We start from the raw sequence: 24,614 nt of genomic DNA on the forward strand, positions 1-24,614 counted from the left end.
TTCTGACTTCCATTTGTCCGATAGAGCGCTTCTAACGGCCACATATTCGGGTTTCTGACTTCCGATTGTCCGATAGAGCGATTCTAACGGCCGCATTTTCAGTATTCTGTCTTCTGTTTGTCCGATATAACTGTCAAACCTAATAGCGGATCTGCATGCCATTGAAAACTTTTTGTCCAAGAAAAAGGAGTGAACGATTGGTTAAGCGAATAAATTATACAACAATTAAAAGGGATTTGGAGAGTGCTGACAGTGCAAAAAATAGATAAACCATGGATCAAACTTAAGGAAAACATCAATGATGAGGATTATAAAATAATCAATGAACTTCATGAACGGTGCCTTCAAAGTGATCAAACCGCACTGAAGCTAGAGCTTGATTACAAGCTCGGGGTCAGCGATGGCAGCGGCAATGGTGTTCAGGATATAAATGAGTTCATGTACTTCGATGGGGAGCTGTTGATTGGATATATGGGGATTTGCAGCTTTGGCGGTCCGTGGGAAGTGAATGGGATGGTGCATCCTGAGTACCGGCGTCTGGGTGTGTTCACCAGGTTGTTTGAGTTGGTGATGGCTGAATGGAAGCGCAGGGATTCAGGCAGCATGCTGTTGCTCAGTGACCGCAACTCAGAATCCGGCCAGCAATTCATTGCCGGAGTTGGTGCGCAATACAAGCATTCTGAATATGAGATGTTTTTGAAAAAAGATGCTCCGTTCACGACTCCAGACCAGCTGGCAGACATTGTCTTCAGGAAAGCTACGAACGAGGACGCGAAGGAAATCGCGCGGCAGAATGCGATTTATTTTAACGACGAAGAAGAGATTACCCCCGATGACATGCCTCTCCCTGAGGTAGAGGAAAAGCGCGGGATGACTTCTTATCTTGTTGAAAAAGAAGGGCAAATCATCGGGAAAGTGAATCTGCAGCTTACCTCGAAACTTGGTGCCATCTTTGGGCTCGGTGTGTTGCCAGAGCACCGTCGCAAGGGGCATGGGAGAGCGCTTCTTTTGCTTGCTATTGAAAAACTGAAGGAAGCAAACGCACAGGAAATCATGCTGCAGGTAGCAGCGGAAAACTCGAATGCCCTCAACCTTTATAAGTCCTGCGGATTTGAAGAGACATCTACTATGGATTATTTTGAATTGAGGTAAAAAGATGTTTTGACAGGAGGTATAATTGATGAAAAAGGACTTTAAAACCTCTGCCCTCGTCATCTTAATAGTGATTACGGCAATCGCACTGCTGGATAACGCAAGGACCTCGAAAACTACAGCTGAGCTCAAGGAAAACAGAGATGAATTAATACAGAAAGTCGCAACACTTGAAAAAGAAATTGAGCAACGCTCGTCAGAAACTGATGAGTTAAAAAGAGATAATGATCGTTTAGCAGTTAATCTGTCTGATATGGAAGAAGAAGTAACTGCATCACAATCCTCCGTTCGATATCAAGACTTCTTGGATGCGGTCGGTGTTGTTGAAGCCTATAAAGCTGCGGGAGACTTTAAAGAGGTAACAGACTTAATTGCCCTTCAAAATTTATCAGGTTATAGCACCAGTGATAAAGAGGGCAATTGCCCATGCAGTTTTACCTTCAAAAATAGTACCCTTGAATGGAATCCCGGTGTGGTCCTAAACCTAAGTGAATTTAACATTGAAAAAGGAAAAATCATCCTAACTTATCTTACAGTAGAGGATCTGGAAGATGATTATCAATTTGTCATAGTCAGGGGTGAGGGCTTTTTCGATTTAACTGAAAAGTGGAGGATAGAAGACATTAGACTTATAGAAAAGGAGGGCTCCGAATTATAAAATTTGATCAACGATTTCTCCCGGTAGTGTCTTATTTTTTGCTGGTGACCTTGCTTCTGCTTTTTACGAAGCAAACGAACTTTAATTTGTCAGGTGTACAATATCAGTTCAATCAGGAAACGATGACGATGACCATTGAAAAAGGGGTATTGGATAAGCAGGTGGTTGAAAAACAGGTTACCTCGCAGGATGCGCTTGATGTAATGTTGCAGATTAATGAGGCGGATCAACTGTGGAAAATGAACATATACCTAATCTCGCTGTTTGCGGCCGTTTTTATCGCTCTATTTTTTACTCCTTTACGACCGAAGAAATATTATAAATGGTATGTATTCATGTATTTTATTTTCCTTGTAACCTTCGTAATTTGGGATGTTACAGTACACAAGGAACTTGCTGGGAAACTTGCTGTAACCTTGAAGGGTTTATAGTGAAAGTCCGATCCTATCCTCCTGGCCCTGAAATCTTATTTTCAGTTTAGCGCCCCGCCCTTTATCAGGTTTCTCTAAGATGATGTCGCCTTTGGGTGTGTCCATGCAGTCGTACATAGCATCACAGCAAGATGGCATTCTATGATTTTGTCCTGGATAATCCCCCATACTTCTATGCAAATCCCCTGCGAGAATCTCTATGTATACACTTCCGTTAATTCTTGATTCGTACTTAAGTTGCTGGATCTCGTTAATAAAATCAATTTTAGTAAGGTTCGGCATTTTTACCCCCCATTTGAAAGTCTTTTATTCGAAGAATTATTAAAAACACCTAAACTTTATTCTATACGAACATGTTTAGGTGCTCTTATTAACAATAATTTTTAAATTATCTAACTTGGAAATAGTAATAGTGTGCGTTATTTGCGGCTCCACTCATTTTCAAAGCATAAGTGTACGCAGCTCCTGTTACACCAGCTGTAAACAATAAAGCAGCAATACCTGCACCTCCGCTCATAGCCGCAACTATAAGGGTAACGACCGTCATGATTGCAACTCCGCCAGAAGAGCCTAAATACATCCATTCATAGTAATTCAGATTGTCAACAGCCTTTTTAAATGCAGCTAGATTATCCTTATTAGTGGAAGTTTTCTTTACATTTTTATAATAATACTTAAACACATTATCGGGATTAGGTCTTCTAAGTTGCCATGATTCAGGGGAAGTGAACGTGATTGTATATTCATAGTTTGAGAAGGTATCTTCCTTAAGAGTAGAGGCTGCGATGCTAAATAAATCATCTGATGAATCTAGGGAGGCTTCCAACTCAGCTAGTTCGTTTAAATCAATTTCTTGCTTCGTTGATTTATCGCCTTTAACTTGAAAAGTGAGGGTGTTCTTCTTCTTATTCAGTACTGCAATAGTAGTTTTACCATTTTCAGTTGATTCTACAATTCTTACATTTTTGTTGTCTTGAATTACTCGCATATCAACATTTTCAAGATATTCTAATGTTTCCTTATCACTAACAGGATCTAAATTCAAAGCGGTGGCAACATCGTTTGGTTCTAAAGTGTTAGCGCTGATAGCCGATGGACCAATTAACGCTATGAGTAGAGCAGTTACAATAGCTGCAACTAAACCTTTAAAGTACTGTGTCTTTTTCATTTTTTATCTCCGTTTCTATTATATTTGGGAACTCTTAATAATTTCCCCCTCATCCCCTTTCTATCTCCTAATTATTCCCATGTTAACTTTAACACAGCCAAAATGGAAATAACAACCTTTTTTCTATTAATCAAGTATAAAAATTATGTCTATAATTAATAAAAATATACCCATACCAACAAAAAATGTTCCTATTGCTGTGTTATATTTAACTTCTTTTTTTCTAAATATAAAAATACCAGCACTAGTTAAAATTAGAAACATGATAAAAAAACCAACAGTCACTAATAGCATTTTTAATCCCCTCCCTTAACATCTTATTACTATCCATTTTAATGGAAAAAAATATATATACAATAAGTTTTTCTTGAAGGGAAAAAAATAAAAAAAAAAGCTCCCTGTTAAGAGAGCAAAAGTTCCAATTGTCCGCTATTTGCAACCGAATAGCTATTCTTAATTTTATCTACTTTTTTAACTGCATTAATTTTCACCTTCATAAATGCATAGGCAATTCGATTGGCGATTGCTTTAATCACTCGCCCATCAATACTTTGCCCCAACATTTCATATTTCCGGATTTTCTGAATGTTATCAGTGAATGAAAACCATTCAGGAATACCCATAATCCTTTTGATTTCATCTAGGGAGAAAAACCTCCATTGTGTTTTATCGTCGCTTAGAACGTGGCTATTAGAGGCACATTGAGCGGTATATCTCGATGGAATGCATTGGGCTTTCTCCGCATCCTTCGCTAAAAATGTGAGCTCCAGTGACCTGTCACGCCATGCTGAGCGACTATTAAATGATTCCATCCATGTATCTACACTTTTCCATTCATGCTGCAAATCACTTCGATCTAGAAAATCCTTAAGTTTCTTTCTTCTTAATTTAGGTGGTTTCGGAAATTCGAATTCTAAGAACCTTTCCTCTGAATCGAAAGCGACAGCATAAACACGCCTTCTTAAAGCCAGAGAGCCAAAATCCCAGGCTTCCAATTCCTTTTGAGCCCAATAGGGATAATCATCTTTCAACTACCCTTTTAAGTCTAACCACGCTTGGCTTTGATAGAATCCAGGTACATTTTCGGAAAAGAGGACTGAAGCTCTAGATGACTTGATGATCTTTGAAGTTGCAATCACTAAATCATTCATGATATTCCCCTCTTGATACCCTAAATTACTATGTTCTGTACATGGAAGCGTTACAAAGGCCATGTCTACCTCAGATACCTCATTACAATCACGCAGGTCTCCATTGAATATGGTGGAGTTTGGGAAGTTGTGTAGCAATACCTCTGCGGAATCTTCCTCTAATTCAATCTCCTGTACGGCCGAAAAATAATTTGTATCCACCAGGGCTGCTGTCCCTACGCCACTTCCCGCACAAACACTTAGTACACAGATCCTCGAATCCTTAGGAGAGGGGGTAGTATTGTTTTTAAACAGCTGGTACTCCAAAGGACGAATAACAACCTGTCCTTTATTTCCTTTTCTATATACATTGACCTCTATTTTTTGATTAATATCTAAAAAAGCATATTTATCGCCGGCTGTGTCAACCAACGGTCTTTCTTTTCCACTAAGTCTGCTTTTTCTTGAAGCCACATGAACAGAAAATACTTTATTGCTGTCATTGAAAGGGAAGTTTTGGAGCACGATCTCTTCCTCACTTTCATCTATACTAATGAAGAGTTCCTCTTTATAAGTAAATCCAGCAGCTTCACAAACCAGGTGTTGAAGGAAAAGTCTTGGCTTTTCAGGCTTTCCTTTTTTAGATACAGAATACACTTTCTTTAGCTTTAAGTTCATTTCAGTTTCCCCAATTCTTAATTTAATAAAAAACAAGGTCTCCTATGGAAACCTTGTTTATGCAGGTATGCCGTTAGTTCTCAGAACGGAAGCCACCTGTCTTCTCCAAAATCTTCTTTGTAAAACAGACTCCTCATTTTCCTGAAGTATTCCGGTTCTAATCGTTCCAAAGCCCATTCATATGGATGCAAGATCTTGAATGGGTGATAAAACGAATGTTCCATGTTCAGGTATACTTTCATATCTTCATATATCCTTTTCAAACCTTCTGGAAGTTCATCCGTTTTTTTCATAAAACTGAAGGACTGATAAATCACTTGTTCATTATCTTTGTGTTGTTCAGACCACAGAATATCAATCAAACTATGAACCAGAGACTTATTAATTTGTTCACTAACCATGTTTTATCCCTCCATTTGAAGATGAGGCAGGCTTTCATAAGAAAGAAAGCCTGTGCCTTTTATAATTTCAAATACTCCAGTTCCATTGCAGAGTCATCAAGCACATAAGAATTAAACAGGATCTGAAGAACATCTTCTTTTGGCATTTTTTTATTAAGGTTCTTAAAAGTGAAATTTAGTAAAGTATCGATTTCTACCAATCGCATCATTTTATCAGCGTCGAAGTCTAGTTCAATAGCTTCTTCAGCAGATTCGATATCGAATAGGAAGAAATGAGGCTTTTCTAAGTCAATGTGATTGCCTTTGTTTTCGCTATAGGGGATTTTGCGGAAAAATAATGTTGACAGCCAAGTCGATTTCATGATAAATTTATCTCGAATTAAAAATAATTGATTTTGAGATTTATTTTTTTAGAATAATATCTCGAATTCGAGATAATAACATAACAGGGGGATTTTAGAATGGCTAAATTTGTAGTAGACCAGGCACACTCAGCATTAGGATTTGAAGTGAAACACATGATGGTTTCAAAGGTAAAGGGACAATTTGGTTCTTATTCAGCGGATGTTGAAGCAGCAGACCTAACAGATTTAACAACAGCTTCAATTGCATTTAAAATTGATGTAGCAAGCATCGATACACGTAACGAAGATCGCGAAAATCACTTGAAATCAGCAGACTTCTTTGATGTTGAAAATTATCCAACAATCGATTTCAAATCTACAAGCATCACTCGTGATGGGGATGATTACAAAGTAACTGGTGACCTGACAATTAAGGATGTAACGAAGCCAGTCACATTCGATGTGGAATTCGGTGGCAAAGGCACAAACCCATGGGGCGTGGAAGTTTACGGTTTCGAAGCAGAAGCAAAAGTCAACCGCGAAGAATTTGGCCTTACATGGAATGCTCCACTTGAAACAGGCGGCGTACTAGTAGGCAAAGACATCAAGATCAAAGTGGAACTAGAAGTAAATCCAGCAGCGTAAATTTAATGAGAAAAGGGCGGCTACCTATCGGTTAGCCGCCTTTTCCTTTAAAGTTCCATCGTCATAAATACACTGTTCTGATCTTCTATATAATCACCGAATGGAGGGCAATAGACAAAGCCGTATTTTTCATAGAGCTTCCTCGCAGGGAAGAACGCCTCCATTGAACCTGTTTCGAGGCTTAGTCTTGTATAGCCGCGCTTTCTAGCTTCCTTGATGATGTGCTCTAGCATGGCCTGTGCGACGCCTTTTCGAAGGTGGGCGGTGGCGGTTCTCATCGATTTGAGCTCACCATGCTGTGGATCAATTTCTTTCAATGCACCGCAGCCCATCAAATGCTCTTCATTCCAGACCGTCCAGAACGTAATCTCAGGTTTTCTCAATTCCTCGAGACCCAACGCATGAATGCTCTCAGGCGGGGAGTGAAGCGTCATCCCATGCAAATGCTCCCCGATCAATGAAACCACTTCAGAACCTGTTAGGTCATCAACTTTAATTTCCATATACAAACCCCCGGCGATTATTAAACACTATTTCTTTTTCTGACGAAATAAATCCATGGATTTATACCCTTGGGATAAAACTTCGACCATTTGTTCCTGGCGTTTTTCGCGCGTTTTTTGTTGCTTAGCTGAAAAAATGAATCGAGCCCAATCTTTTTGGTAGCCAGGGGTGAGTGCTTTATAAAATTGTTGCTCATTTGGATAATCTGTTAGTAGTTTTTCAACATCAGGGACGTTGTTCTCGTAATCAGCCACACACTGGCTAGCAGCTGTTGACTTTGGGGCTGGCTTCTTTTCCCGCTTTAATCCGACGACCGTAAAAACGTCATCCATGCTGACCATTCTTGAAAATTTGATATCGCTATTTTCCACATATCCATCTTCGCCAACCTTCAACGCAGGGAAGATCTCATCTCTATGAATATATGTATTATATCGCTTGTTCCCTTTTTTCGGGTAGGCAAAAAATAAGTAACCTTTTTCTTGCAAGTGCTGCCCATTTATGATGCCTTTTGTGTGTCCCACCATATCCTCAATCGTTTCGACAAAAATGAAAATCGCATCATGGTTACTGGAAATTCCCGTTTCATAACCATCGAACAGATGATAATCGCTTGGATGGTTAAGTACAGCCAGATTGCTATACTTAGTCAGATTTAATTTATCTATGATTGTCATAATTTACTCCTTTGGCTATAAAGTATTATGTACTAGCAACGAGTTAAACTTGATTCTACTTTTTTTGTATCTTTATTATAGAGTATATAAAGTGGGATGATGCATATCAACATAGCTAAACAAATATAGGAAAAATAGAAGAATGGTTGATATTGTGACAGATTTGAGGGGAAGAAAGGGAAAGCTGTCCAAAGAGAGGTCAACTTCAGACAGGTTTGGCTTCATCCGGAGAAAAGCTGTCCAAAGAGAGGTCAACTTCGGACAGGTTAGGCTTCATCCGGAGAAAAGCTGTCCAAAGAAAGATCAACTTCGGACAGGTTTGCGATCAAACGATGAAAAGGTGTCCGAACTACTCACTAAATCCAAAGGGTTCGCAATAGAAATAAACAGTCCTGTTGTTTCCACATAAACATTATCTTTTAATCCGAAATTTTGGTATAATTTTACCAAAATAACCTAAAGCAAGAGGTACATACTTTGACTAAATCTAAACTGCAATTTTGGCTGATTCAAATTTTGCTTATAACGGCGATCATTTATGTTTCTACGAAGATTTCATTTATGTTTGAGCCGATTGGGATTTTCATCTCAACGGTGTTCTTTCCGATCCTGATTACTGGATTCCTCTATTTCCTGCTGAACCCAGTGGTGGATTTTTTGGCTCGCAAGAAAGTTCCTCGCGTGGTCGCAATATTGATCATTTATGTGGTATTTGGTGCCCTTCTTGTTCTGGCGATCGGGAATTTAGTTCCGGCGGTTTCCAAGCAGGCGACAGAGCTTGCGAATGACCTTCCTGTTTTTGCTGACAAGACGACGGAGTATTTTTACGATGTTGTTCAGTCCTCAGAGTTTAAAAGCTTCAGGGATGAGCAGCGTGAAATGATTGATACTGTGCAGGAACGCGTAATTGAGTATGCAAATACGATTCCGACTAAACTGACGAATGGACTCAAAGGCTTTTTGGGCATCGTCACCAATATCGCGATCATCCTTGTTACCGTCCCATTTTTATTGTTTTACATGTTCAAGGACGGTCACAGGTTTCCGCTTGCTGTTTCCAAGTTCATTCCGAAAGATTACCGTGATGAGGGGCTTAAAATACTGAAGGAAACAGGTGAAACGCTGGCTGCATACATCCAGGGGCAGGTAACGGTTGCCCTGGCGGTGGGGACGCTGGCTTTCATTGGATATTTAATCATTGATTTACGCTATGCCTTGATTCTCGCGTTAATAGTCGCCTTCACAAACATTATCCCGTATGTCGGGCCGATTATTGGCGGAGCGCCTGCAGTGCTGGTTGGTCTCTTTGATTCCCCGACAAAGGCTTTACTGGTCGTAGTGGTTATCCTGGTGGCACAGCAAATTGAAGGAAATTTGCTGTCACCTCTGATCCTAGGCAAAACGCTGGATACTCACCCGGCAACAATCATCATTATTTTATTGGCTGCCGGAAATCTGGCTGGCGTACTAGGAATGGTGCTAGCTGTTCCAACCTATGCCGTAACAAAAACAATCGTATTGAACCTAGTCCGATTTTTAAGAGCAAGGAAACGAGCAACGATTACCACAGAGGTAACATGAGTCTTAAACTAACTTGAGAATCCTGGATTAGACTTTGGGCGATAGAGCTGTCTGTATTGAAGCTGCTATCGCTTTTTTTATACGAAGGGTATTTAATGTGCCATTTATGGTGCAGAAAAATCTCTTTATCGTCACATAAAAGAGGATAATGTGCGGATAACAATGGAACTTCCTGTTTTACGGGCACATGATTGGGCCAGCTGTAATTTTGTAAAAAGGGTCAAGGGAGGTTAACATGTCCGAGGAAAAAAGAGAACGGTTGAAATCCGAGGAACAGCGGAAAAATCCTGGAGCAGCCTTGAACAATGGCTGGGTACAGGCGATGACAGGGTCACCAAGCAGTGGTTGTTTGGTAAATGTGATATCAATTCTAATAGTAGTGGGGGTTATTTTGGTAATTAGAGCATGCTCAAAGTAGTAAAAGGGGGGATAGCATGAGGGCTATATTTAGTTTTATTCTGTTGCTGGCTGGTGCTCTTTTAATTGGGATTACGGTTGAGAATTCCATTGTCGAGAACACCGTAGTAAAAGCAATCGGGGCTTTATGTATCATTGGATTCGTGAGGACGTTCCCTAAAAGGGAAGATAAATTATATTAAGCTCTATTTTGGATTCCGAGTAAGGTGGGGAATGGGATGAGGAAAAAGAAGTGGCTGCTGTTATTGGTGGGTGTTTTGATTGTCGCTGTAATCACTATAACTCAAAAGCCGAATGAAGATGATTTTGCAAGCTGGATGGAAGACACTTATGAGGTGAAGTGCCTTGATGAGGTTTGTGACGTGTTTCAACTAGAAACAGGTAAAGAAGAAATCGTCATGCATACGGTGCAAGGCGGTTTTTCACCCGGGATTTTGGTGGCAAGATTGCATAAAACCTATCGAAATCATGACGACCCTTCCTATCATTTAGAGCTTAAAGCATCTGGTTTCCTGAAAAACATAACGATTGAAAAGGAAACGATGCGAGGAATGCATAAAAGGTAAAGTGATGCTATTCGAATAAGGAATAGCATTTTTTTTGGAAAATCAATGTAAGGTTTACTTGACTTGTAAAGGGAATAATTGTAATTTATATGTAAGGTTAACCTTACACAGGGAGAGATATCCATCATGAAAAACAAAGTGAAACAATTAAGGGAGCAATACGGCCTTACGCAAGCGCAGCTGGGCGAGAAGGTAAATGTGTCACGCCAGGCAATCAATGCGATTGAAAAAAGTAAATTCGATCCTTCTATTTGGCTGGCCTATGATTTAGCTGAATTTTTCAATATGACGATTGAGGAATTATTTGAGTTTGAGGAGAGTGAGCGAAAGTGAGTTTACTGAAACATCCGGCTGTTAATATTCTTTTCAGAAGTTTTATGTCCGCAATCTATTCATTCGTTTTTATTTTCACAGCTGGTCATATGGAATTCATAAGTATCCTTTCACATGGCAAGACACTGAACTCGGATTTTTGGAATGGTTGGTCTGACTTTTTAAAAACAGGCAATATGAAATTCATTGGCTACTTGATCATCGGATTAACTGTTGTGATTATAGTTTTTATTCTTTTAAAAAGAACGAAGCAATACGATGAATATCAAGTGAGTATCTTAGCGAAAAGCCTGTTGGTGGCCGGGGTTTTATCCATCATTATCGTTCCGTTTCTGATGGTCATGCTTTTAAGTGACCCAAACTACAGTACGGAAATCATCTTTTTATTTGCGACGATCCAATGGGTAGGTGTTTTGGTTTCGTATATACTTTTTGCTGTCCGGTCATGAGACTGAATTTTTTTCCATAAAAGTACAAGGTCATTTAGATACTCAGAACTCCATAACTGAACATAATAAGAGAGGGCTTTTATTAATCAATGGAGGATTAGAGTAGATGAGCGGAACAAAAGATGAACTTAAAGAACAGCTTAATGTATTAACAGCTCGCAGGGACCGGATGCAGAAGAATCTCTACGAGGTGGAGAAGGAAATAGCGGAAATCACCAATAAGCTAGCTAAACTGAAGTAAGAACGGCGCAATAGGCATCTTCAAAGACCAGGCAAAGGGAACGTTCCTTTGCCCATTTCGTAAAACACCTTTATGCTTCCAAGTATTTGTTGACAAGCTTTCCAGACGCCTTTAATATTTACTTATTAATTGAATACTCCTAAAGGGGAGTAGCTTTTACAGCAAGGTCGTCATTACGGAGTTCTTGACTCTCGGCTTTGTTGGCAACCATTGTTGTTAGCAAGACCTTTACCATATTAGTGGTAAGGGTCTTTTTTGTCTGAAAAACCTTTGCCTGTAAGACGGTAAAGGTTTTTTCTTTTTTTGAATGAATATTAAACTTAAGGAGAATGACATGGAAAAATGGTTAATTGGAATAATGGAGGAGTTCGGCTATACAGGTGTTATGTTCTTGATTGCACTGGAAAACATCTTTCCTCCCATACCATCCGAAGTTATTTTAACTTTTGCTGGATTTATGACTGCCTCAACGAATCTTACTATTACTGGCGTTATCTTAGCTTCCACCATGGGTTCACTGTTGGGGGCGGTACTGCTATATGGTATAGGACTGCAGTTGGGCGTGAAAAAGTTGGAGAGGATTGTTGATCAATGGGGCTATCTTCTTCGGGTTACCAAAAAAGATATTTACAAAGCGGATTCCTGGTTTGATCGCTATGGAGCATGGACCGTTTTATTTTGCCGGGTCATTCCTTTGCTTCGCAGTCTGATTTCCATTCCTGCTGGCATATCAGGGATGAGATTTAGGAAATTCCTGCTGTTCACAACAATTGGTACGTTGATTTGGAATACAATTCTCGTATACTTAGGTGCATCTGTCGGAGCCTCCTGGGAGGAGATTGTTGAGTATATAGATGTTTACTCTAAGTTTATTTATATATTTCTACTACTGATCTCAGTCATCCTGTTATTTGTGTTGGTTTTAAGGAAGAGGAAATGATAGGGAGTAGAAGCAAAGGGAATCTAATCAGCTCCCTTTTTGCTTCTTTTAAGAGGAATATATATCTTTTTGTAGAAATTCATTAGGATTACGGCGATGAAATGGTGGTTTTTATGAAGTTCAATCGTTTAATATTGATTATCTTTGTTCCCGCATTCCTATTTTTCCTTGGCTTGTTTTATATTGAAGTGTCCGTTTATTCAGTGCTGCCTCCAGAACAAGGCGGAATGAGTTTTCGGACAGAATTGAAGAATGTCTGGTATCGTTCTGTATCGTTTTATGCCATGGTCCTTATTGTTTCCTTTTTGTTTTATTATCGTTTTATACATAAACGAAAGTAGCTGTATAAAAAAAGTCCCTCCATGATTTGGAAGGACATTATAACTATTGGTTATCGTTTGCGAGTTCTTTTCGATTGGGAGCTAGTGGGGGTTGTTCTAACCAGTTATTTTTTTCCATAATATCAAACCATTTCTTTGTCACCATTAAATTTTTCAGGATTATTGTTTCATAAGTAGCTATAAGGTCTGTCCGCATGGCAGATGCCAAACCAGTACCGTGATAGACTTGAGCAGCCTGGAACAAAAAGCCGGTATGATACATCATCAGCTTGTCTGAAAAAGGAGGATCCGTTGATGTTGTGACTTCTGATTCCCACGAAGGTGGGACTGGCAGATTATCCTCGTGCATGATTTTGGCAAAAGTTTGTATTTGTTGATCAGCTGTTTTCTCAGATTCGGTTAAAAACTTCCGAACTTCCTTTGAGTGGGCAACTTGACTGAAAGCAATAGACAAAGTTTTAGCCATAATGTTCTTTTTTACATTGAAAGAAATACTTATAATTTCTGTGGCAGATAAACCCCTGGCTTTTCCGAAAATCCCATCTGTAAAATCTTTGCTAACAATAAATTCAGGGTGTTTGGCAGGGTAAAACAAAGGATCTCTTTGGAAACTGCCTTTCTCTAGCAATAGGTCAATGGTCTGGTGGTACATTCTTTTTCCATCGTTATCACATGAATCGTAAAAATCCCGTAAGTCTTTTCTGACAGAAACACCTAAAGCGGTGGTATGTCCAGTCAATCCATGGAGGGTCATGATATGTAGGTAATTAAGGCAAAAAGTGTCCGAGAACAATCTTTTTGCACCTTTATTTATATCCGCTTCACCAAATCCTACTGGGACCGGAAACCCCTCATTTCCTAAAAATGTAACCAATTGATTCTTTTGTTTTTCAAACGTCGAAAGAGCATCCGCAAATACGGCTCTTATCGATTCATCTTCAATAATGGTGAACATATATCTATTAACTGCATCGATCATTGTCCCGTTTACATATTCGCCCCACAAGGATCCTATTTCAGAAGAAGTTAGTTGAATTCTATCCTTATCCATCTTTTCACCTCCACGGTATTATTTCCCCATTTAAAAGACAATATGAATATTCATGTGTTCAAGATTGGTACTCAATATCAAGTCTTTTTGTTATCGAGTTCTTTTTGCCAATAGTGATTTTTTTCGAGGAGAATTGTGAACTGAAGTGAATGCTTACTTTTCATACTTATAAATAAGAAATTTAGTTAAAAATGAACTTTTCATGATGGTTATGACTCTTACATAGGAGCGAGGTGAGGGAATGAATGTTGTTGTTGTTCGGTTAGTTAAAAAGGCCAAAAGAGGCAGTAAAGATGCGTTGATGGAGTTGATCATGGCTGAGAAAGATACCATGTACCGGCTTGCTTTTACATATATGGGGAATGAGCATGATGCGATGGATGTGCTGGAGGAGATGATTGTCCGGCTGTATGAAAACATCGGCCAGCTAAAAAAGGAAGAGGCTTTTTATAGCTGGAGCAAAACCATCCTTGTGAACCTTTGTAAAACAACCCTTCGTAAACAAAAGAAGGTTGTGCTGCTCGATAACTGGGAGTCTTCCAAAGAGGAGGAGCAATTGCATTCCACGGACTCAAATGTGCAGCAATTAGAAATTGCCGAGATGTTATCGATTTTAAATGAACATCAAAAAGAAGCGATTCAGATGAAGTATTTTCTCGATTTGGATTATCAAACGATTGCGGAATTGACCAACATTCCATTAGGAACTGTGAAATCGAGGATTTTCCAGGGATTAAGGAAAATGAAAGATTTTGATGGAGGTGAAGGCGATGAAAGAGATAGAAGAACGATTGAATGAGGAGAAGCAGCGGATGGCCGTCATGACCGCCCCAGCTGATTTCGAAAATAGATTGCGAACCGCTCTTGACGCAACACCTGCAAGGAAGACCAAGCGCAGGAATCCTTTCATTATGATGGCTGCTGTTAGCGTTCTATGCTTTTTGCTGATTAGTTATAATTACAATGCCTTTGCCTACTATGGGAAAAAGATTTTTGGTTTTGAGGAGATAATGACGGGGACGATGAAGGATTTGAATGATAAAGGCATGGGCCAGATCATTGATAAAAAGACGACATTGTCTGATGGAACAGTGCTGACGATAGACGGAATCATGACGGATGCCAATCAATTGGTTATGTATTATACGCTTTCCAATCCTAAGGGTGTGGGTGAATTGTGGGGGGACGTCTTTAATCCTGATAAAATAACGGGTTTCTTTACTAATGCCCGGGCAGGAGGTGGCATGGCAAAAGTAAATGATTCCGGTACAGAAATAAAGGGGACGACTTATTTTGATCCAGTCAGTCCATTTTCAAAAAAATTGACATTGCACTTTTGGCAAGGTATTAAAAATGGGGAGGGGAGCATCACGTTTCCTTATGATCCAAACAAAGCCATGCAGACCCAGATAAAACAGTCGATCAAAGAAAAGGTAAAGGTTGATAAGGGGACGATCACTTTCAAGACAATTACAGCGACTCCTACTTCAACAGTAATAGAAGGAAAAATGGACGTGGACAATTTCGATAGAATTCATTTCGGCTTTGAAGGAGTCAAGTTAATAGCTAATGGTAAGTCCATTGACAACCTGGGTTCTGGTGTATCCGGTAGTAAGTTTGATTTGCGATTTGATGGCCTGCCCCAAGAACTGTATTCTCTTGAATTAGCTTTTAATGAGTTTGTGGGATATCAAAAACTAGCGGAACAGATTCCGCTTAATGATGATACGCACCATGACCTCGAAGGAAAGGATCTTTGGGTTAAAAAAGTTACTACTACTGAGCGAGGAGTCGAAATCACGATTGAGACAGACGAGAATCTATTGCTTGACGGTGTTTCTATTCAAAGTGATGACAAAGTGACTGCTTTAAAAACAACAATAGGCCAAAGATTGGACAAAAAGACAGATAGATTTACAAGCGAGCGGACGATGGTCTTTGATACCAATTCTATGCCGGAATATTTGTTGATCAAGGGTATTCATTATGTGAAAAAGTACAATCAAAAGATTGAGATTCCGGTTGATTAATTAGGAAATAAATCGGAGTAAAACCAAGGCATTGTTAATTCAACAATGCTTTTTTTATGCTGATTTTTCATTTTCAATACCCTCTTTGACGACATATTAGAAGCAAAGTGAAAGTGACGGTGTTTAAAAAATCATTGACACTCTCAAGCTATAGGAGTAATTTATATTTATCAATTTTAATAAAGACCTTTTTGCTGAATCTTTTGAGCGGGGGAACCAATTTTGATAAAGCTACTTTATCTTGGGGTGAATTTTAGCGAATGAAGCTAAAAAGGGATACTCTCATTCCCTAATCCGACAGCTAACTCCGTAAGCCGTGAAGAGAGAAGGGTTGATGATATTTACATTGACCATTCTTATTAGGGATGGTCTTTTTGTGTTTAATGAAACTAATCTGACAGAGTAAGAAGGGGTATATCTTGGCGAAAATTTTTAAAAGGAACTGGTTGAAACCTGCGCAAATCATTGTATTTTTTTATGTCATTGCTGTATTGATCTCGGCGTCGCTCCTCAGTCTCCCGATTGCGCTCAAACCTGGGGTGAGTTGGACATTTATAGATGTTTTGTTTACCGCAGTCAGTGCGGTCAGTGTGACAGGCCTAACGGTGGTATCGACTCCAGATACCTTTAGTACACCGGGCATTTTCATTTTAATGTTCATCCTCCAGTTTGGCGGAATCGGCATCATGACGCTTGGTACGTTTTTCTGGATGTTGATGCGAAGGAAAATCGGCCTTAAAGATCGACAGTTAATCATGACTGACCAAAATCAATCTCAAATGTCTGGCCTGGTCAAGCTAATGAGACAAATTTTAGCCATCATCCTTTTGATCGAGGTGGTTGGGGCTCTCATATTAGGAACGTATTTTCTTGGCTATTTCCCGACATGGCAAGAAGCTTATCTGCAAGGTTTATTTGCGGCGGTCAGTGCAACGACGAACGCTGGTTTTGATATTACGGGGAGTTCGTTGATTCCTTTTGCGCATGATTATTTCGTGCAATCCGTGAACATTATCCTATTAACCTTAGGAGCTATTGGTTTCCCTGTATTAGTGGAAGTGAAGGAATTCTTTTTGAACCGGAAAAAACACAATCGATCACATTTTTCCTTATATACAAAGCTGACTACCTTAACATTCTTTGCGCTTATGTTTTTCGGTACATTTGCCATCCTGCTGTTTGAATATAATCATTTTTTTAAAAGCTACAATTGGCATGAGTCGTTCTTTTATGCCTGGTTCCAATCTTCTTCCACTAGAAATGGCGGGCTTGCTACGATGAATGTGAGTGATTTCTCTAATCCAACCCTACTGCTTCTTTGCTTTTTAATGTTTATCGGAGCATCCCCAAGTTCCGTTGGCGGAGGGATAAGGACGACTACTTTTGCGGTGGTCATATTGCTGATCATCAATTTCGCAAAAGGGCATAATGCGATTAAAGTGTTTGGGCGTGAGCTGCATGAGGAAGATATCCGGAAATCTGTAGTGGTTAGTTTTTTAGCAATGTTGCTCTGTTTCGCGGCGGTGGTCATATTGAATGCAACAGAAAACTTCACGATGATGGAAATCATGTTCGAAGTAAGTTCAGCATTTGGGACGACTGGCTTGTCCATGGGGATAACTCCCGAACTTAGCACAGCAGGGAAGATTGTCATTATATCCTTGATGTTCATAGGTAGAATAGGAATTCTATCTTTTATCTTCTTGTTCAACCGCGGAAAATTAGAACCAAAATGCCATTACCCGAAAGAAAGATTGATTGTTGGATAGGATCTCTGGGAAGCAGAGGGGATGTTTTAGCCCCATGCTTCCTTTTTTCATATCTCTTTTAAAAAGAAGCACAAGGTACGTCCCTGTGATTCGCACCGTTACTACCATAGATGGCGGCTGGACTGCTGCGTTTTAGAAATAAAGATGGCTCCTCTTGATGAATGAGGAGACATCTTTTTATTGGTTAGACAGTTGCTGCTATTTAGAGCACGTTTTCAAGTGAACTCCAGTCTATCTTTTTCGTGAGATAAAAAGGGAAATTATGTTAAAGTTAAATCAAGGAGTGATGGATATGAAGAATATTATTACACTATCTACTATAGAAAAAAAGATGAAGGAAGAAGAATTTGATAGCGAGTTTATCAATGTTCTTATTGATGTTTTTCAAAAGCATAATCCGAAGATAAATGAAGAAGACTTCCACACACGTATGTACAAACTGCATTATAGCCTGCCTTCAGAGTTCCATGATGAAGAGACTTGCATCATGGTTTATCAACAGTCTCAAGCGTGGATTGAAAACGAGGTGATCAAGCTTGAAAACGAAACAAGGTTATCCTGGGATGCTCAGACGGAAGATTTGCAAGGATTAGATGAGAGGGTTCGAAAGACACAATTAGTGATAAGACACCGGCTCTCAGAAATCGTGTATGATTTAGTGGATTAACAGTTGATACGATGTATGAACCTTCCCAAAGCTCAGAGGAAAATTTGAGCTTTTTTGTTGTTAACATCATGTGAATTCTTGTTTTCCATGTTTCTGCCACGTTGTGATTACACCCAATAGTAAGCCGCCAAACGGAGTGACTTTAACAGATCAGGAAGCGGCGGATCTCGCAGCCTATATCTTGTCCCATGAGCGCTCAGTATGGGGAGGACATGAAACAGACTGGCCAAAAGGCGGCCGCCCAACTGATATCATTACAAAAGACCGTCGTGAAAAAATCCGCGAAGGAACATTTGATTGGTCGGAGATTGATAATGTTGTACAGCCTGATTAAGCAGTAAGTGTGGGACATGGGGAGTCTCATGTCCCTTAATTGATGGGTCAGAAGAACGGTCTCTCTCGAATCATTATAAATATTAGTTCATAGTCGCTAATTCATTACGTCTGGTCCTCAATCCTAGGCAATTTCGATTTTTTAACGTATTTTTTGATAAAAATTCGTCAGGCAACGTAATTTTACTTAAAATGAGCGGTTTTGATTATGGATTTTAACCGAAATCTACCCGCCTTCTTTATTTATTGGCGAAAATCTATTTATATTGGCGATTTTCAAGATTTATTGGCGATAATTTGATTTTATTGGCGATAATGAGCTGGTTATTGGCGAAAATCAATTTTTATTGGCGACTTGGAAATTTTCGCTGATTTTTTCCAGTTCAGATAGACATGGAACTTCCAGTGCTACTATCCGTATATTTAACAAGGGATAGGAGGATGGAGAATGAAAAAAGTATTTGAAACTACATACAGAGGCCATCATATTATTGTGGAGAATACCTGGTTTAATGGGGAAAAGCTATTTGTAGACGGCAAATTACAAGATCAGAATCTTGGGTTTGCCTTTGATCGAGCCACTTTGAGAGGCGTAATCACAAATAATGAAGGTGCACACCAGAATATCAAGGTGAGTCTCGGCGGTGCGATAACGGTAGAGTGCAGAATCTTTATAGACAATGAATTGATCTATCCTGATCACGAGGTTTGATAGTAAACAAAAGGAGTTCAAATAGTTGAGCTCCTTTTTTAGACTTTAAATCTTTTTTTGATCTTTCTTGCTCTGAAAAATAAAGATGGCGATTGCTACAGCTGATGCAAGCAAAAAGGCCAGGATGGTGATCGTGATGTACAGCGGGTCATTGTTTGCCTCTTCTGGTACGAATCTTGTTGCAATAGGGCCCATGGAGAGAAATAAAGGAATCAGTACGGTGAACCAGGTTTTGGTGTAGAGAGCAGCACCAATGAAAATGACGGCACATAGGACAATGATCAGGTTGTTTTGCGCTGGTGTTGCTACGAAAACGACTTCGAATTCCTGTGATTTGTACCAAAACATGAATGCTATCATTAATCCGGTTACAGCCAGAAAGGTTACGGTAAATAAAACATAATTCCATTTAGATTGAAAGAATTTCGGCATTACTTTGAATAAGAATAAGCCGTATACCAGGATGCTAATGGAGCTGATGACAAGCGCAAACCATATGGTCCCCTGGGATACAGAAAAAGTTCCTTCAATTGCAGGGCCGATGCTCAGGTAAGCTGTCAGCAGCAGAATCATCAGTGGAACCAAACCTGCCAGCTGGCGATAATCGGTCTTCATGGATTCCCCGATGCTTTTCATATAATTTTTCGGGCTGTCCCCGATGATATGGCTGACATCTTTGCCAGCCGCTTCCGCCTCTGTCAAATGGTCCTCAAGCTCTTCGGTAATTTCATTGATTTCCTGGTCGTTTTTCCCTTTTGAGATCAAGTACATACGCAGTTCCACTAAAAACTGTTCCGCTCGTTTTGATACCATCCTGTCAGTTCCCCCTTTTATTTAGGCTCTTTTCTCAAACTTTGTTGCTATTGACTACAATATAGAAGTGAATGAACTATGCTTCTTGGCTAAGTAGACTCCTGTTATGAGAAAAGAGCATGCCAACTTATACCGACCTACAAAATAGCTTTATTGAACTTTAAATTCGGCTTTAGATTTAACAACAATCATTACGAAAACAGCCTTTATTTAAAACATTGTTCACCGAGGAGCTCAGCTGCGTCCATCGGATGATGAATTGTTCCAATTCCTGCTCGCCTTTTTCCGTCAATGAATAATATTTCCGTTTCGGTCCGGCAGTGGATTTCCTTAAGGTTGTGCTTACCAGACCCTCTTTCTGCATCCGCAGCAGCAGAGGGTAAATTGTTCCTTCGCTAAAAGAGTGAAAGCCGTAAGACTCTAATTTAGCAGCCAACTCATACCCATAAATTTCGCCCTCTTTGATGATGGACAAAAGGCATCCATCAAGTATCCCTTTAAGCATTTGCGTCGTATCAGCCATGGAATGGGCTCCTTTCAGTAGCTTGTAATGCAAGGTATTTGATGTGATGAGCAGTACCTTGCATTACAAGATATATCTTCACTATACAATACGCTATCTTGTAATGCAAGGGTTAAGGAAGAAATCCGAAAGACGCCTCATACTGGAAAGGCGTCTTTCGGATTATTTTTTCGCAACTAGCGGCCTGTCGTTTAAATACAGCTCTAGGTCGGGACTGTTCCCGGTTCTGATTTCTTCAGCGATGATTTTCGAGAGCATCTGGCTGTAGACGGTGCCATTGTCGCCGAAGCCCATGAGGAAGTAGCTGTTTGGATATTCTTCATACTTCCCGATGATCGGGAGGCCGTCCGTCGTCCCGCCGTAAAATGCAGTTAAATAATATTCAGGTTCCACCTGGATGGAAGGGAACATCTTGTTGAATTCTTCAATCAGTTTGTCGCGTTTATGGACGAGCTTGCTGTCCCGGTCTTCAGGATAGGGAGTGTTGTCATCAAGGCCGCCTATGATGATCCGGTTATCAGCGGTCGTCCGCATATATAGATAGGGCCTTGCCGTTTCCCATAAAAGCGTCTGGTTGTACCAGAACGTCAGGTCAGCAACAGGCTTTGTCGTGACGGTATACGTACTTACGAAAGAAACCTGTTTTTCTTTTTTTAAGTCGATTCCCTCATAGCCACATGCAAATATGACTTTGCCTGCGGAAATGGATAGGCCGCCTTTGGCGGAAAGAATCACCCGCCCTGTTTGCGGATCAACATGGTGTCCATTCATCTCGGTGTTTTCGAAGATTTGTACGCCTTTTTTAGCGGCGTAGTCTATCAACGCATGGGTGAACTTGAATGGGTTCATCTCGCCATCACCATAGGAATAGATGGCGGCTTCGCGGCTGAACGGATACTTCTCCTCGATTTTTTCTTTGCTGAGAAAGTCTACCTTCAGGCCTTGCTCTTTTAAAAAGTCGTATTCTTTTCTCAGCGATTCAACATCTTCACTGCAGCTTGCAGAATATAGGGAGTCTCTTCGTTGGAATTCGCAGTTGAGGTCAACCGTTCTGCATGCTGCTTCTATTTCATTGATGGCTTCCTGCAAGAGTTCCAAATGCATTGAAATATACATTTTTCCAAAGGTGTTAACCAGGTTAGTGAACATCTTCTCCCCTGAATACTGTATGAGTGCCGTATTCGAACTTGTGCTGCCGCTGCCAATCTTCCCTTTTTCAATGACTGCCACTTTCAATCCAGAATCCGCAAGGTAGTAAGCACACTGCGCACCTGAACTACCTCCTCCAACGATTAGGACATCGCATTCCAAATTCACTTCCAGTTGTGGATAGGAGGGGGGAGAAGGGAAAGTGGCGGGCCAATAATATGTACCAGACATTATATTCATGTGTTTCCCCCTGCTCATAGAGATATCGATAGTATTTCCACGATAAGCTATGACATTCATTCAAGGTATCCACCAATGAACGGCCTGGTACTGCAGAATCACCTATACCATGGTGTAAAAGCAGACAGGATTATATGATAAGCCACTCCGCTTTAAGATGCCGATTCTTTTTATGACAATGAAAGTGGTGTGTTTTTTTAGGGAATAGCCGTATAGTTCCTATGTCTCTGTCTACCATTTTGTGGTATCGTTGAAGTTAGAGGTGGTTGTCTTGAATAAAAAATTAGCCTTAAGCTTTTTTATAGTGATCACACTAACAGCTTGTAATCAGACTGAATCGTATACCCACTGGACAGACAGTACGGATAACCAAACCCAGCGTCTGGATGAAGCGGGGATAAAATATGAAATCAGAGAAGGCGAAATCTGGGTCCGCGAGAAGGATTTGAAGAAAGCAGTGGCCTGCTGCTCTTAATGTGTTTGTCTGGTAAGAAATAACTGATTATTCTTATAGTTTAGATGACTCTGGTGTCGCAGAAATAGAGCGGTTGGAAGTCTGGGCGTTGGGTGAACGGCCCTTTGTCCAAGGGGGGAAGTCAATGATGATCCTGGAAAAAATGGAGCCAATTTCGATTACGGCAATTCAAGAGAATGGCATACAGTCTGTCGTGGATTGGTTTGATGGGTATGAGGAATATTTTTATCAACTTGGCTGGCATTTTGTGCAAAATCAGCAGCAGATGGAGGAGCTTTTTTACAGGTCGATTCAAAAGGTACATAAGGAATTGCCTCGATATAAAGGGAATCTATCATTCAAAATGTGGGTCACTTCGATTTTTATTCAAAACATCCGCGAGCTTTCAAGTTTGCAAGACTCAGAGGAAATGAATCCAGACCCGAAAGTGTTTGCAGGGATGAATCAACTGGAAAAGGAAGCACTGGTTCTTACATATGTAACAGGTTTTACTTTGGAGGAAACTGGGCAAATTCTCGATGTTTCGGTAGAAAAAGTGAAGGGATTGCTGTTCTCAGGGATTCAGTCCGTAAGAGGAAAATTGTATGGTTCTAACTATCATGGCTGTGAGCAATTCCAGAAGCATTATATCGATTACCTGGAAAAAGCGATGGAACGTTCGGCAAAGATTGAGTTTGAGATGCATCTTTACAATTGTAGGGATTGTCAGGAGGATTTGGCGAGCTTCCAGGAAGTCGCAATGACAAGATTGAATGAAATTGATGGGGAAAATGATCCGAGCTTGGATCCTCAATTAATGGAAAATGTCAAAAAGAGACTGGCAGATCAGAAGGAACATAGACAGCGTAAGGTTAAGGTATGCAAAAAATGGGCACTTGGTTTTGCGAGTGCTTTGGCCATCATCATGGCGATTGGCTTCATTACTGGTGCGTTTCCAAAGGTCTATTATGCATGGACGGAAGATGACGTGCATCTACGCGCCTTCCTCAAGGAGGGCTTTGGCCAGAGGCTGAACCTGGAAGCGGAAAGCGACGGATTGAAGGTGAAGATCAAGGGCGTGGTGGCAGATGATCTACAGACGCTTGTTTTCTATGAAATTCATGATATGAAGGAAGACAAGCAATATTTTATGAATTTTGACGATGGACTTACCGTCTTGAACGAATATAGCATTATGAAACTCGATACCTATCCGCGTTATTCGATTCCTGATGTTGAGGCGAAGATGAACAAAAAAGAGAAGAATGTTTTTTACGGAAAGGTCGCCCTAAAGCCGCTTGATGAGGAGCAGGCGGTCATCAAATTGAGGATCGATAGAATTCAGAGATTGGCAGACAATGCTTCCCTGTCATCTGGTTTTACTTCCGGTGACTATAAAACAGGAAAATGGAGCTTCGAGTTCCCGGTAACCAAACAGCCTTCCAATGAATACGAAATCAATGAACAAAGAGAACTCGAGGGGATCGCTATCAGGCTGGAAAAATTGATTGTTGCTCCGACCGCAACTCTTTTACAATTTGGCATCAACACAGAAAAGCTGGAGAAGCGAATCGATTTTCTCGAATTCAAATCACTTGAAGTGAATGATAAAAAAGTGAATGTGGACCGATATGGCGGCCACTTTACGGATTTACAGATGGACGGTGCCTGGACGGGTTTCCAGGCTCAATTTGACCCGCTTTATGGTGAAAAAGTCAAAGATTTCAGAGCACAATTAAACTCGATCTATCTATCCATTGTAGATCATAAAAGCATCGAACTTAGCGGAAATCAGACATTCCCGCAGACGATTGAGTATGCAGGCAGTACCCTTTGGATTGATATGATCGAAGCCGGTCAGGCTACCGAGGTGATTATACGCAATGATGATCTGGAAAGTCAGGGATATGAATCACTGCACATTGATTTTGTGGACGAAAACGGTCAACAGCCTAACATGACCCATTTTGATTCAAAAGGAGTGCTGGTAGATAAAAACGGTGTTGAATATGATCCCCAGAAAGGGCCGATCGACTATGAAAAATTGGAGCAGCCACGCCATTTCGTCACAGAGCAATCCATGAGATTAGAAGGCATTGACGGTAAATCCATGAAACTCCAGATCACCGGTTATAACACCCTGAAATACCTGGATGAAGCTTGGGATCTGGGGGCGGTTTTGGTATCTCAGGACGAGTGAGGACAGGAGAACCGCCA

33 protein-coding genes, 1 pseudogene and 1 riboswitch are annotated in these 24,614 nt (G+C 40.3%); of the genes and pseudogenes, 22 read left to right on the top strand and 12 right to left on the bottom strand.

Annotation, left to right across the window (positions count from 1 at the left end; genetic code table 11):
- Window positions 1-252 precede the first annotated feature (252 nt).
- From TY49_RS23100 to TY49_RS23110, 3 genes are read left to right on the top strand one after another with little or no spacing between them, the layout of a single operon-like run.
- Window positions 253-1,152 (top strand): GNAT family N-acetyltransferase, encoded by a 900-nt coding sequence (locus TY49_RS23100; RefSeq protein ID WP_041968232.1) that lies wholly within the window; start codon window positions 253-255, stop codon window positions 1,150-1,152.
- 28 nt (window positions 1,153-1,180) lie between these two features.
- The gene (locus TY49_RS23105) at window positions 1,181-1,810 is read left to right on the top strand and encodes a hypothetical protein (RefSeq protein ID WP_041968233.1); all 630 of its coding nucleotides are present in this window, start codon (window positions 1,181-1,183) and stop codon (window positions 1,808-1,810) included.
- Window positions 1,811-1,860: 50 nt separating this feature from the next.
- Window positions 1,861-2,241, top strand: coding sequence for a hypothetical protein (locus TY49_RS23110; protein ID WP_156972757.1), 381 nt, complete (start codon window positions 1,861-1,863; stop codon window positions 2,239-2,241).
- On the opposite strand, the gene TY49_RS23115 is transcribed toward TY49_RS23110, so the two are convergent.
- The 6 genes and pseudogenes from TY49_RS23115 to TY49_RS23135 form a co-directional block, all read right to left on the bottom strand.
- A complete protein-coding gene (locus TY49_RS23115; RefSeq protein WP_041968235.1) occupies window positions 2,236-2,523 on the bottom strand; it encodes a hypothetical protein in 288 nt (95 codons plus the stop codon). The two genes, TY49_RS23110 and TY49_RS23115, sit on opposite strands and share 6 nt — an antisense overlap.
- Before the next feature lie 106 nt (window positions 2,524-2,629).
- Window positions 2,630-3,409 (bottom strand): geobacillin-26 family protein, encoded by a 780-nt coding sequence (locus TY49_RS23120; protein ID WP_041968236.1) that lies wholly within the window; start codon window positions 3,407-3,409, stop codon window positions 2,630-2,632.
- A 126-nt stretch (window positions 3,410-3,535) separates the two neighbouring features.
- On the bottom strand, window positions 3,536-3,703 hold the full coding sequence (locus TY49_RS24845) for a hypothetical protein (protein ID WP_156972758.1): 168 nt from the start codon (window positions 3,701-3,703) through the stop codon (window positions 3,536-3,538).
- A gap of 107 nt (window positions 3,704-3,810) precedes the next feature.
- Window positions 3,811-5,217: pseudogene (locus tag TY49_RS24435) on the bottom strand (DNA cytosine methyltransferase).
- 80 nt (window positions 5,218-5,297) lie between these two features.
- Window positions 5,298-5,618 (bottom strand): hypothetical protein, encoded by a 321-nt coding sequence (locus tag TY49_RS23130; RefSeq protein WP_041968237.1) that lies wholly within the window; start codon window positions 5,616-5,618, stop codon window positions 5,298-5,300.
- A gap of 59 nt (window positions 5,619-5,677) precedes the next feature.
- Window positions 5,678-5,980, bottom strand: a complete 303-nt coding sequence (locus TY49_RS23135; protein ID WP_041968238.1) for a hypothetical protein — start codon at window positions 5,978-5,980, stop codon at window positions 5,678-5,680.
- A gap of 99 nt (window positions 5,981-6,079) precedes the next feature.
- Between TY49_RS23135 and TY49_RS23140 the strand changes: the two genes are divergently transcribed.
- The gene (locus tag TY49_RS23140; protein ID WP_041968239.1) at window positions 6,080-6,607 is read left to right on the top strand and encodes a YceI family protein; all 528 of its coding nucleotides are present in this window, start codon (window positions 6,080-6,082) and stop codon (window positions 6,605-6,607) included.
- Window positions 6,608-6,654: 47 nt separating this feature from the next.
- On the opposite strand, the gene TY49_RS23145 is transcribed toward TY49_RS23140, so the two are convergent.
- Both TY49_RS23145 and TY49_RS23150 read right to left on the bottom strand, forming a co-directional pair.
- Window positions 6,655-7,110 carry a GNAT family N-acetyltransferase gene (locus TY49_RS23145; RefSeq protein ID WP_041968240.1) on the bottom strand — a complete coding sequence of 152 codons (456 nt, stop codon included), beginning with the start codon at window positions 7,108-7,110 and terminating at the stop codon, window positions 6,655-6,657.
- Between the two features lie 27 nt (window positions 7,111-7,137).
- A complete protein-coding gene (locus TY49_RS23150; RefSeq protein WP_041968241.1) occupies window positions 7,138-7,788 on the bottom strand; it encodes a YdeI/OmpD-associated family protein in 651 nt (216 codons plus the stop codon).
- Window positions 7,789-7,930: 142 nt separating this feature from the next.
- Here TY49_RS23150 and TY49_RS23155 point away from each other — a divergent pair, with 142 nt between their 5' ends.
- The 10 genes from TY49_RS23155 (at window position 7,931) to TY49_RS23190 (ending at window position 12,656) form a co-directional block, all read left to right on the top strand.
- The gene (locus tag TY49_RS23155) at window positions 7,931-8,197 is read left to right on the top strand and encodes a hypothetical protein (protein ID WP_041968242.1); all 267 of its coding nucleotides are present in this window, start codon (window positions 7,931-7,933) and stop codon (window positions 8,195-8,197) included.
- A 68-nt stretch (window positions 8,198-8,265) separates the two neighbouring features.
- Window positions 8,266-9,369, top strand: a complete 1,104-nt coding sequence (locus TY49_RS23160; RefSeq protein WP_041968243.1) for an AI-2E family transporter — start codon at window positions 8,266-8,268, stop codon at window positions 9,367-9,369.
- 235 nt (window positions 9,370-9,604) lie between these two features.
- Window positions 9,605-9,787, top strand: coding sequence for a hypothetical protein (locus tag TY49_RS23165; protein WP_041968244.1), 183 nt, complete (start codon window positions 9,605-9,607; stop codon window positions 9,785-9,787).
- Between the two features lie 16 nt (window positions 9,788-9,803).
- Window positions 9,804-9,968, top strand: a complete 165-nt coding sequence (locus TY49_RS24850; protein WP_156972759.1) for a hypothetical protein — start codon at window positions 9,804-9,806, stop codon at window positions 9,966-9,968.
- 36 nt (window positions 9,969-10,004) lie between these two features.
- Window positions 10,005-10,352 carry a hypothetical protein gene (locus TY49_RS23170; RefSeq protein WP_041968245.1) on the top strand — a complete coding sequence of 116 codons (348 nt, stop codon included), beginning with the start codon at window positions 10,005-10,007 and terminating at the stop codon, window positions 10,350-10,352.
- A gap of 126 nt (window positions 10,353-10,478) precedes the next feature.
- Window positions 10,479-10,685: a helix-turn-helix transcriptional regulator gene (locus tag TY49_RS23175; RefSeq protein ID WP_041968246.1), complete on the top strand. Its 207-nt coding sequence runs from the start codon at window positions 10,479-10,481 to the stop codon at window positions 10,683-10,685.
- Window positions 10,682-11,134, top strand: coding sequence for a hypothetical protein (locus TY49_RS23180; protein WP_041968247.1), 453 nt, complete (start codon window positions 10,682-10,684; stop codon window positions 11,132-11,134). Before TY49_RS23175 ends, TY49_RS23180 begins: the two co-directional genes overlap by 4 nt.
- A gap of 106 nt (window positions 11,135-11,240) precedes the next feature.
- On the top strand, window positions 11,241-11,375 hold the full coding sequence (locus TY49_RS25500) for a hypothetical protein (protein ID WP_269745805.1): 135 nt from the start codon (window positions 11,241-11,243) through the stop codon (window positions 11,373-11,375).
- Between the two features lie 334 nt (window positions 11,376-11,709).
- The gene (locus TY49_RS23185; protein WP_041968248.1) at window positions 11,710-12,315 is read left to right on the top strand and encodes a DedA family protein; all 606 of its coding nucleotides are present in this window, start codon (window positions 11,710-11,712) and stop codon (window positions 12,313-12,315) included.
- Window positions 12,316-12,428: 113 nt separating this feature from the next.
- Window positions 12,429-12,656, top strand: coding sequence for a hypothetical protein (locus TY49_RS23190; RefSeq protein WP_041968249.1), 228 nt, complete (start codon window positions 12,429-12,431; stop codon window positions 12,654-12,656).
- 43 nt (window positions 12,657-12,699) lie between these two features.
- Here the strand turns inward: TY49_RS23190 and TY49_RS23195 are convergent, their stop codons facing one another.
- Window positions 12,700-13,707 carry a DUF3231 family protein gene (locus TY49_RS23195; protein WP_041968250.1) on the bottom strand — a complete coding sequence of 336 codons (1,008 nt, stop codon included), beginning with the start codon at window positions 13,705-13,707 and terminating at the stop codon, window positions 12,700-12,702.
- A 241-nt stretch (window positions 13,708-13,948) separates the two neighbouring features.
- On the opposite strand from TY49_RS23195, the gene TY49_RS23200 reads away from it, so the two are divergent.
- From TY49_RS23200 to TY49_RS23220, 6 genes are all read left to right on the top strand, one after another.
- The gene (locus tag TY49_RS23200; RefSeq protein ID WP_041968251.1) at window positions 13,949-14,506 is read left to right on the top strand and encodes an RNA polymerase sigma factor; all 558 of its coding nucleotides are present in this window, start codon (window positions 13,949-13,951) and stop codon (window positions 14,504-14,506) included.
- Window positions 14,478-15,737 (top strand): DUF4179 domain-containing protein, encoded by a 1,260-nt coding sequence (locus TY49_RS23205; protein ID WP_041968252.1) that lies wholly within the window; start codon window positions 14,478-14,480, stop codon window positions 15,735-15,737. Before TY49_RS23200 ends, TY49_RS23205 begins: the two co-directional genes overlap by 29 nt.
- A 182-nt stretch (window positions 15,738-15,919) precedes the next feature.
- A riboswitch (cyclic di-AMP (ydaO/yuaA leader) is annotated at window positions 15,920-16,068 on the top strand.
- Between the two features lie 88 nt (window positions 16,069-16,156).
- Window positions 16,157-17,506, top strand: coding sequence for a TrkH family potassium uptake protein (locus tag TY49_RS23210; RefSeq protein WP_041968253.1), 1,350 nt, complete (start codon window positions 16,157-16,159; stop codon window positions 17,504-17,506).
- 292 nt (window positions 17,507-17,798) lie between these two features.
- A complete protein-coding gene (locus TY49_RS23215; protein ID WP_052442277.1) occupies window positions 17,799-18,173 on the top strand; it encodes a hypothetical protein in 375 nt (124 codons plus the stop codon).
- Window positions 18,174-18,309: 136 nt separating this feature from the next.
- Entirely contained in the window at window positions 18,310-18,507 is a 198-nt protein-coding gene (locus TY49_RS24440) for a hypothetical protein (RefSeq protein WP_198135678.1), read from the top strand.
- 447 nt (window positions 18,508-18,954) lie between these two features.
- Window positions 18,955-19,218, top strand: a complete 264-nt coding sequence (locus tag TY49_RS23220; RefSeq protein ID WP_041968255.1) for a hypothetical protein — start codon at window positions 18,955-18,957, stop codon at window positions 19,216-19,218.
- Between the two features lie 45 nt (window positions 19,219-19,263).
- Here TY49_RS23220 and TY49_RS23225 read toward each other — a convergent pair whose 3' ends face one another.
- The 3 genes from TY49_RS23225 to TY49_RS23235 all read right to left on the bottom strand — a co-directional run bounded on the left by TY49_RS23225 (window position 19,264) and on the right by TY49_RS23235 (window position 21,943).
- Window positions 19,264-20,031: a DUF1129 family protein gene (locus TY49_RS23225; RefSeq protein ID WP_041968256.1), complete on the bottom strand. Its 768-nt coding sequence runs from the start codon at window positions 20,029-20,031 to the stop codon at window positions 19,264-19,266.
- 178 nt (window positions 20,032-20,209) lie between these two features.
- Window positions 20,210-20,554, bottom strand: coding sequence for a PadR family transcriptional regulator (locus TY49_RS23230; RefSeq protein ID WP_041968257.1), 345 nt, complete (start codon window positions 20,552-20,554; stop codon window positions 20,210-20,212).
- 162 nt (window positions 20,555-20,716) lie between these two features.
- On the bottom strand, window positions 20,717-21,943 hold the full coding sequence (locus tag TY49_RS23235; RefSeq protein WP_041968258.1) for an NAD(P)/FAD-dependent oxidoreductase: 1,227 nt from the start codon (window positions 21,941-21,943) through the stop codon (window positions 20,717-20,719).
- A gap of 271 nt (window positions 21,944-22,214) precedes the next feature.
- Between TY49_RS23235 and TY49_RS23240 the strand changes: the two genes are divergently transcribed.
- Both TY49_RS23240 and TY49_RS23245 read left to right on the top strand, forming a co-directional pair.
- Window positions 22,215-22,418 (top strand): hypothetical protein, encoded by a 204-nt coding sequence (locus tag TY49_RS23240; protein ID WP_041968259.1) that lies wholly within the window; start codon window positions 22,215-22,217, stop codon window positions 22,416-22,418.
- Window positions 22,419-22,542: 124 nt separating this feature from the next.
- On the top strand, window positions 22,543-24,597 hold the full coding sequence (locus tag TY49_RS23245; protein WP_041968260.1) for a DUF4179 domain-containing protein: 2,055 nt from the start codon (window positions 22,543-22,545) through the stop codon (window positions 24,595-24,597).
- Window positions 24,598-24,614: the final 17 nt, after the last annotated feature.

The sequence above is a fragment of the Mesobacillus selenatarsenatis SF-1 genome, assembly GCF_000813125.1.
Taxonomy (GTDB): Bacteria; Bacillota; Bacilli; order Bacillales; family Cytobacillaceae; genus Mesobacillus; species Mesobacillus selenatarsenatis.

Bases quoted from the DNA above. Each gene is read 5' to 3' on its own strand.
- TY49_RS23105 (WP_041968233.1), top strand. From the start codon at position 1,181: ATGAAAAAGGACTTTAAAACCTCTGCCCTCGTCATCTTAATAGTGATT.
- TY49_RS23115 (WP_041968235.1), bottom strand. From the start codon at position 2,523: ATGCCGAACCTTACTAAAATTGATTTTATTAACGAGATCCAGCAACTT.
- TY49_RS23120 (WP_041968236.1), bottom strand. From the start codon at position 3,409: ATGAAAAAGACACAGTACTTTAAAGGTTTAGTTGCAGCTATTGTAACT.
- TY49_RS24845 (WP_156972758.1), bottom strand. From the start codon at position 3,703: ATGCTATTAGTGACTGTTGGTTTTTTTATCATGTTTCTAATTTTAACT.
- TY49_RS23130 (WP_041968237.1), bottom strand. From the start codon at position 5,618: ATGGTTAGTGAACAAATTAATAAGTCTCTGGTTCATAGTTTGATTGAT.
- TY49_RS23135 (WP_041968238.1), bottom strand. From the start codon at position 5,980: ATGAAATCGACTTGGCTGTCAACATTATTTTTCCGCAAAATCCCCTAT.
- TY49_RS23140 (WP_041968239.1), top strand. From the start codon at position 6,080: ATGGCTAAATTTGTAGTAGACCAGGCACACTCAGCATTAGGATTTGAA.
- TY49_RS23145 (WP_041968240.1), bottom strand. From the start codon at position 7,110: ATGGAAATTAAAGTTGATGACCTAACAGGTTCTGAAGTGGTTTCATTG.
- TY49_RS23150 (WP_041968241.1), bottom strand. From the start codon at position 7,788: ATGACAATCATAGATAAATTAAATCTGACTAAGTATAGCAATCTGGCT.
- TY49_RS23155 (WP_041968242.1), top strand. From the start codon at position 7,931: ATGGTTGATATTGTGACAGATTTGAGGGGAAGAAAGGGAAAGCTGTCC.
- TY49_RS23165 (WP_041968244.1), top strand. From the start codon at position 9,605: ATGTCCGAGGAAAAAAGAGAACGGTTGAAATCCGAGGAACAGCGGAAA.
- TY49_RS24850 (WP_156972759.1), top strand. From the start codon at position 9,804: ATGAGGGCTATATTTAGTTTTATTCTGTTGCTGGCTGGTGCTCTTTTA.
- TY49_RS23170 (WP_041968245.1), top strand. From the start codon at position 10,005: ATGAGGAAAAAGAAGTGGCTGCTGTTATTGGTGGGTGTTTTGATTGTC.
- TY49_RS23175 (WP_041968246.1), top strand. From the start codon at position 10,479: ATGAAAAACAAAGTGAAACAATTAAGGGAGCAATACGGCCTTACGCAA.
- TY49_RS25500 (WP_269745805.1), top strand. From the start codon at position 11,241: ATGAGCGGAACAAAAGATGAACTTAAAGAACAGCTTAATGTATTAACA.
- TY49_RS23185 (WP_041968248.1), top strand. From the start codon at position 11,710: ATGGAAAAATGGTTAATTGGAATAATGGAGGAGTTCGGCTATACAGGT.
- TY49_RS23190 (WP_041968249.1), top strand. From the start codon at position 12,429: ATGAAGTTCAATCGTTTAATATTGATTATCTTTGTTCCCGCATTCCTA.
- TY49_RS23195 (WP_041968250.1), bottom strand. From the start codon at position 13,707: ATGGATAAGGATAGAATTCAACTAACTTCTTCTGAAATAGGATCCTTG.
- TY49_RS23200 (WP_041968251.1), top strand. From the start codon at position 13,949: ATGAATGTTGTTGTTGTTCGGTTAGTTAAAAAGGCCAAAAGAGGCAGT.
- TY49_RS23205 (WP_041968252.1), top strand. From the start codon at position 14,478: ATGAAAGAGATAGAAGAACGATTGAATGAGGAGAAGCAGCGGATGGCC.
- TY49_RS23215 (WP_052442277.1), top strand. From the start codon at position 17,799: ATGAAGAATATTATTACACTATCTACTATAGAAAAAAAGATGAAGGAA.
- TY49_RS23220 (WP_041968255.1), top strand. From the start codon at position 18,955: ATGAAAAAAGTATTTGAAACTACATACAGAGGCCATCATATTATTGTG.
- TY49_RS23225 (WP_041968256.1), bottom strand. From the start codon at position 20,031: ATGGTATCAAAACGAGCGGAACAGTTTTTAGTGGAACTGCGTATGTAC.
- TY49_RS23230 (WP_041968257.1), bottom strand. From the start codon at position 20,554: ATGGCTGATACGACGCAAATGCTTAAAGGGATACTTGATGGATGCCTT.
- TY49_RS23235 (WP_041968258.1), bottom strand. From the start codon at position 21,943: ATGAATATAATGTCTGGTACATATTATTGGCCCGCCACTTTCCCTTCT.
- TY49_RS23245 (WP_041968260.1), top strand. From the start codon at position 22,543: ATGATGATCCTGGAAAAAATGGAGCCAATTTCGATTACGGCAATTCAA.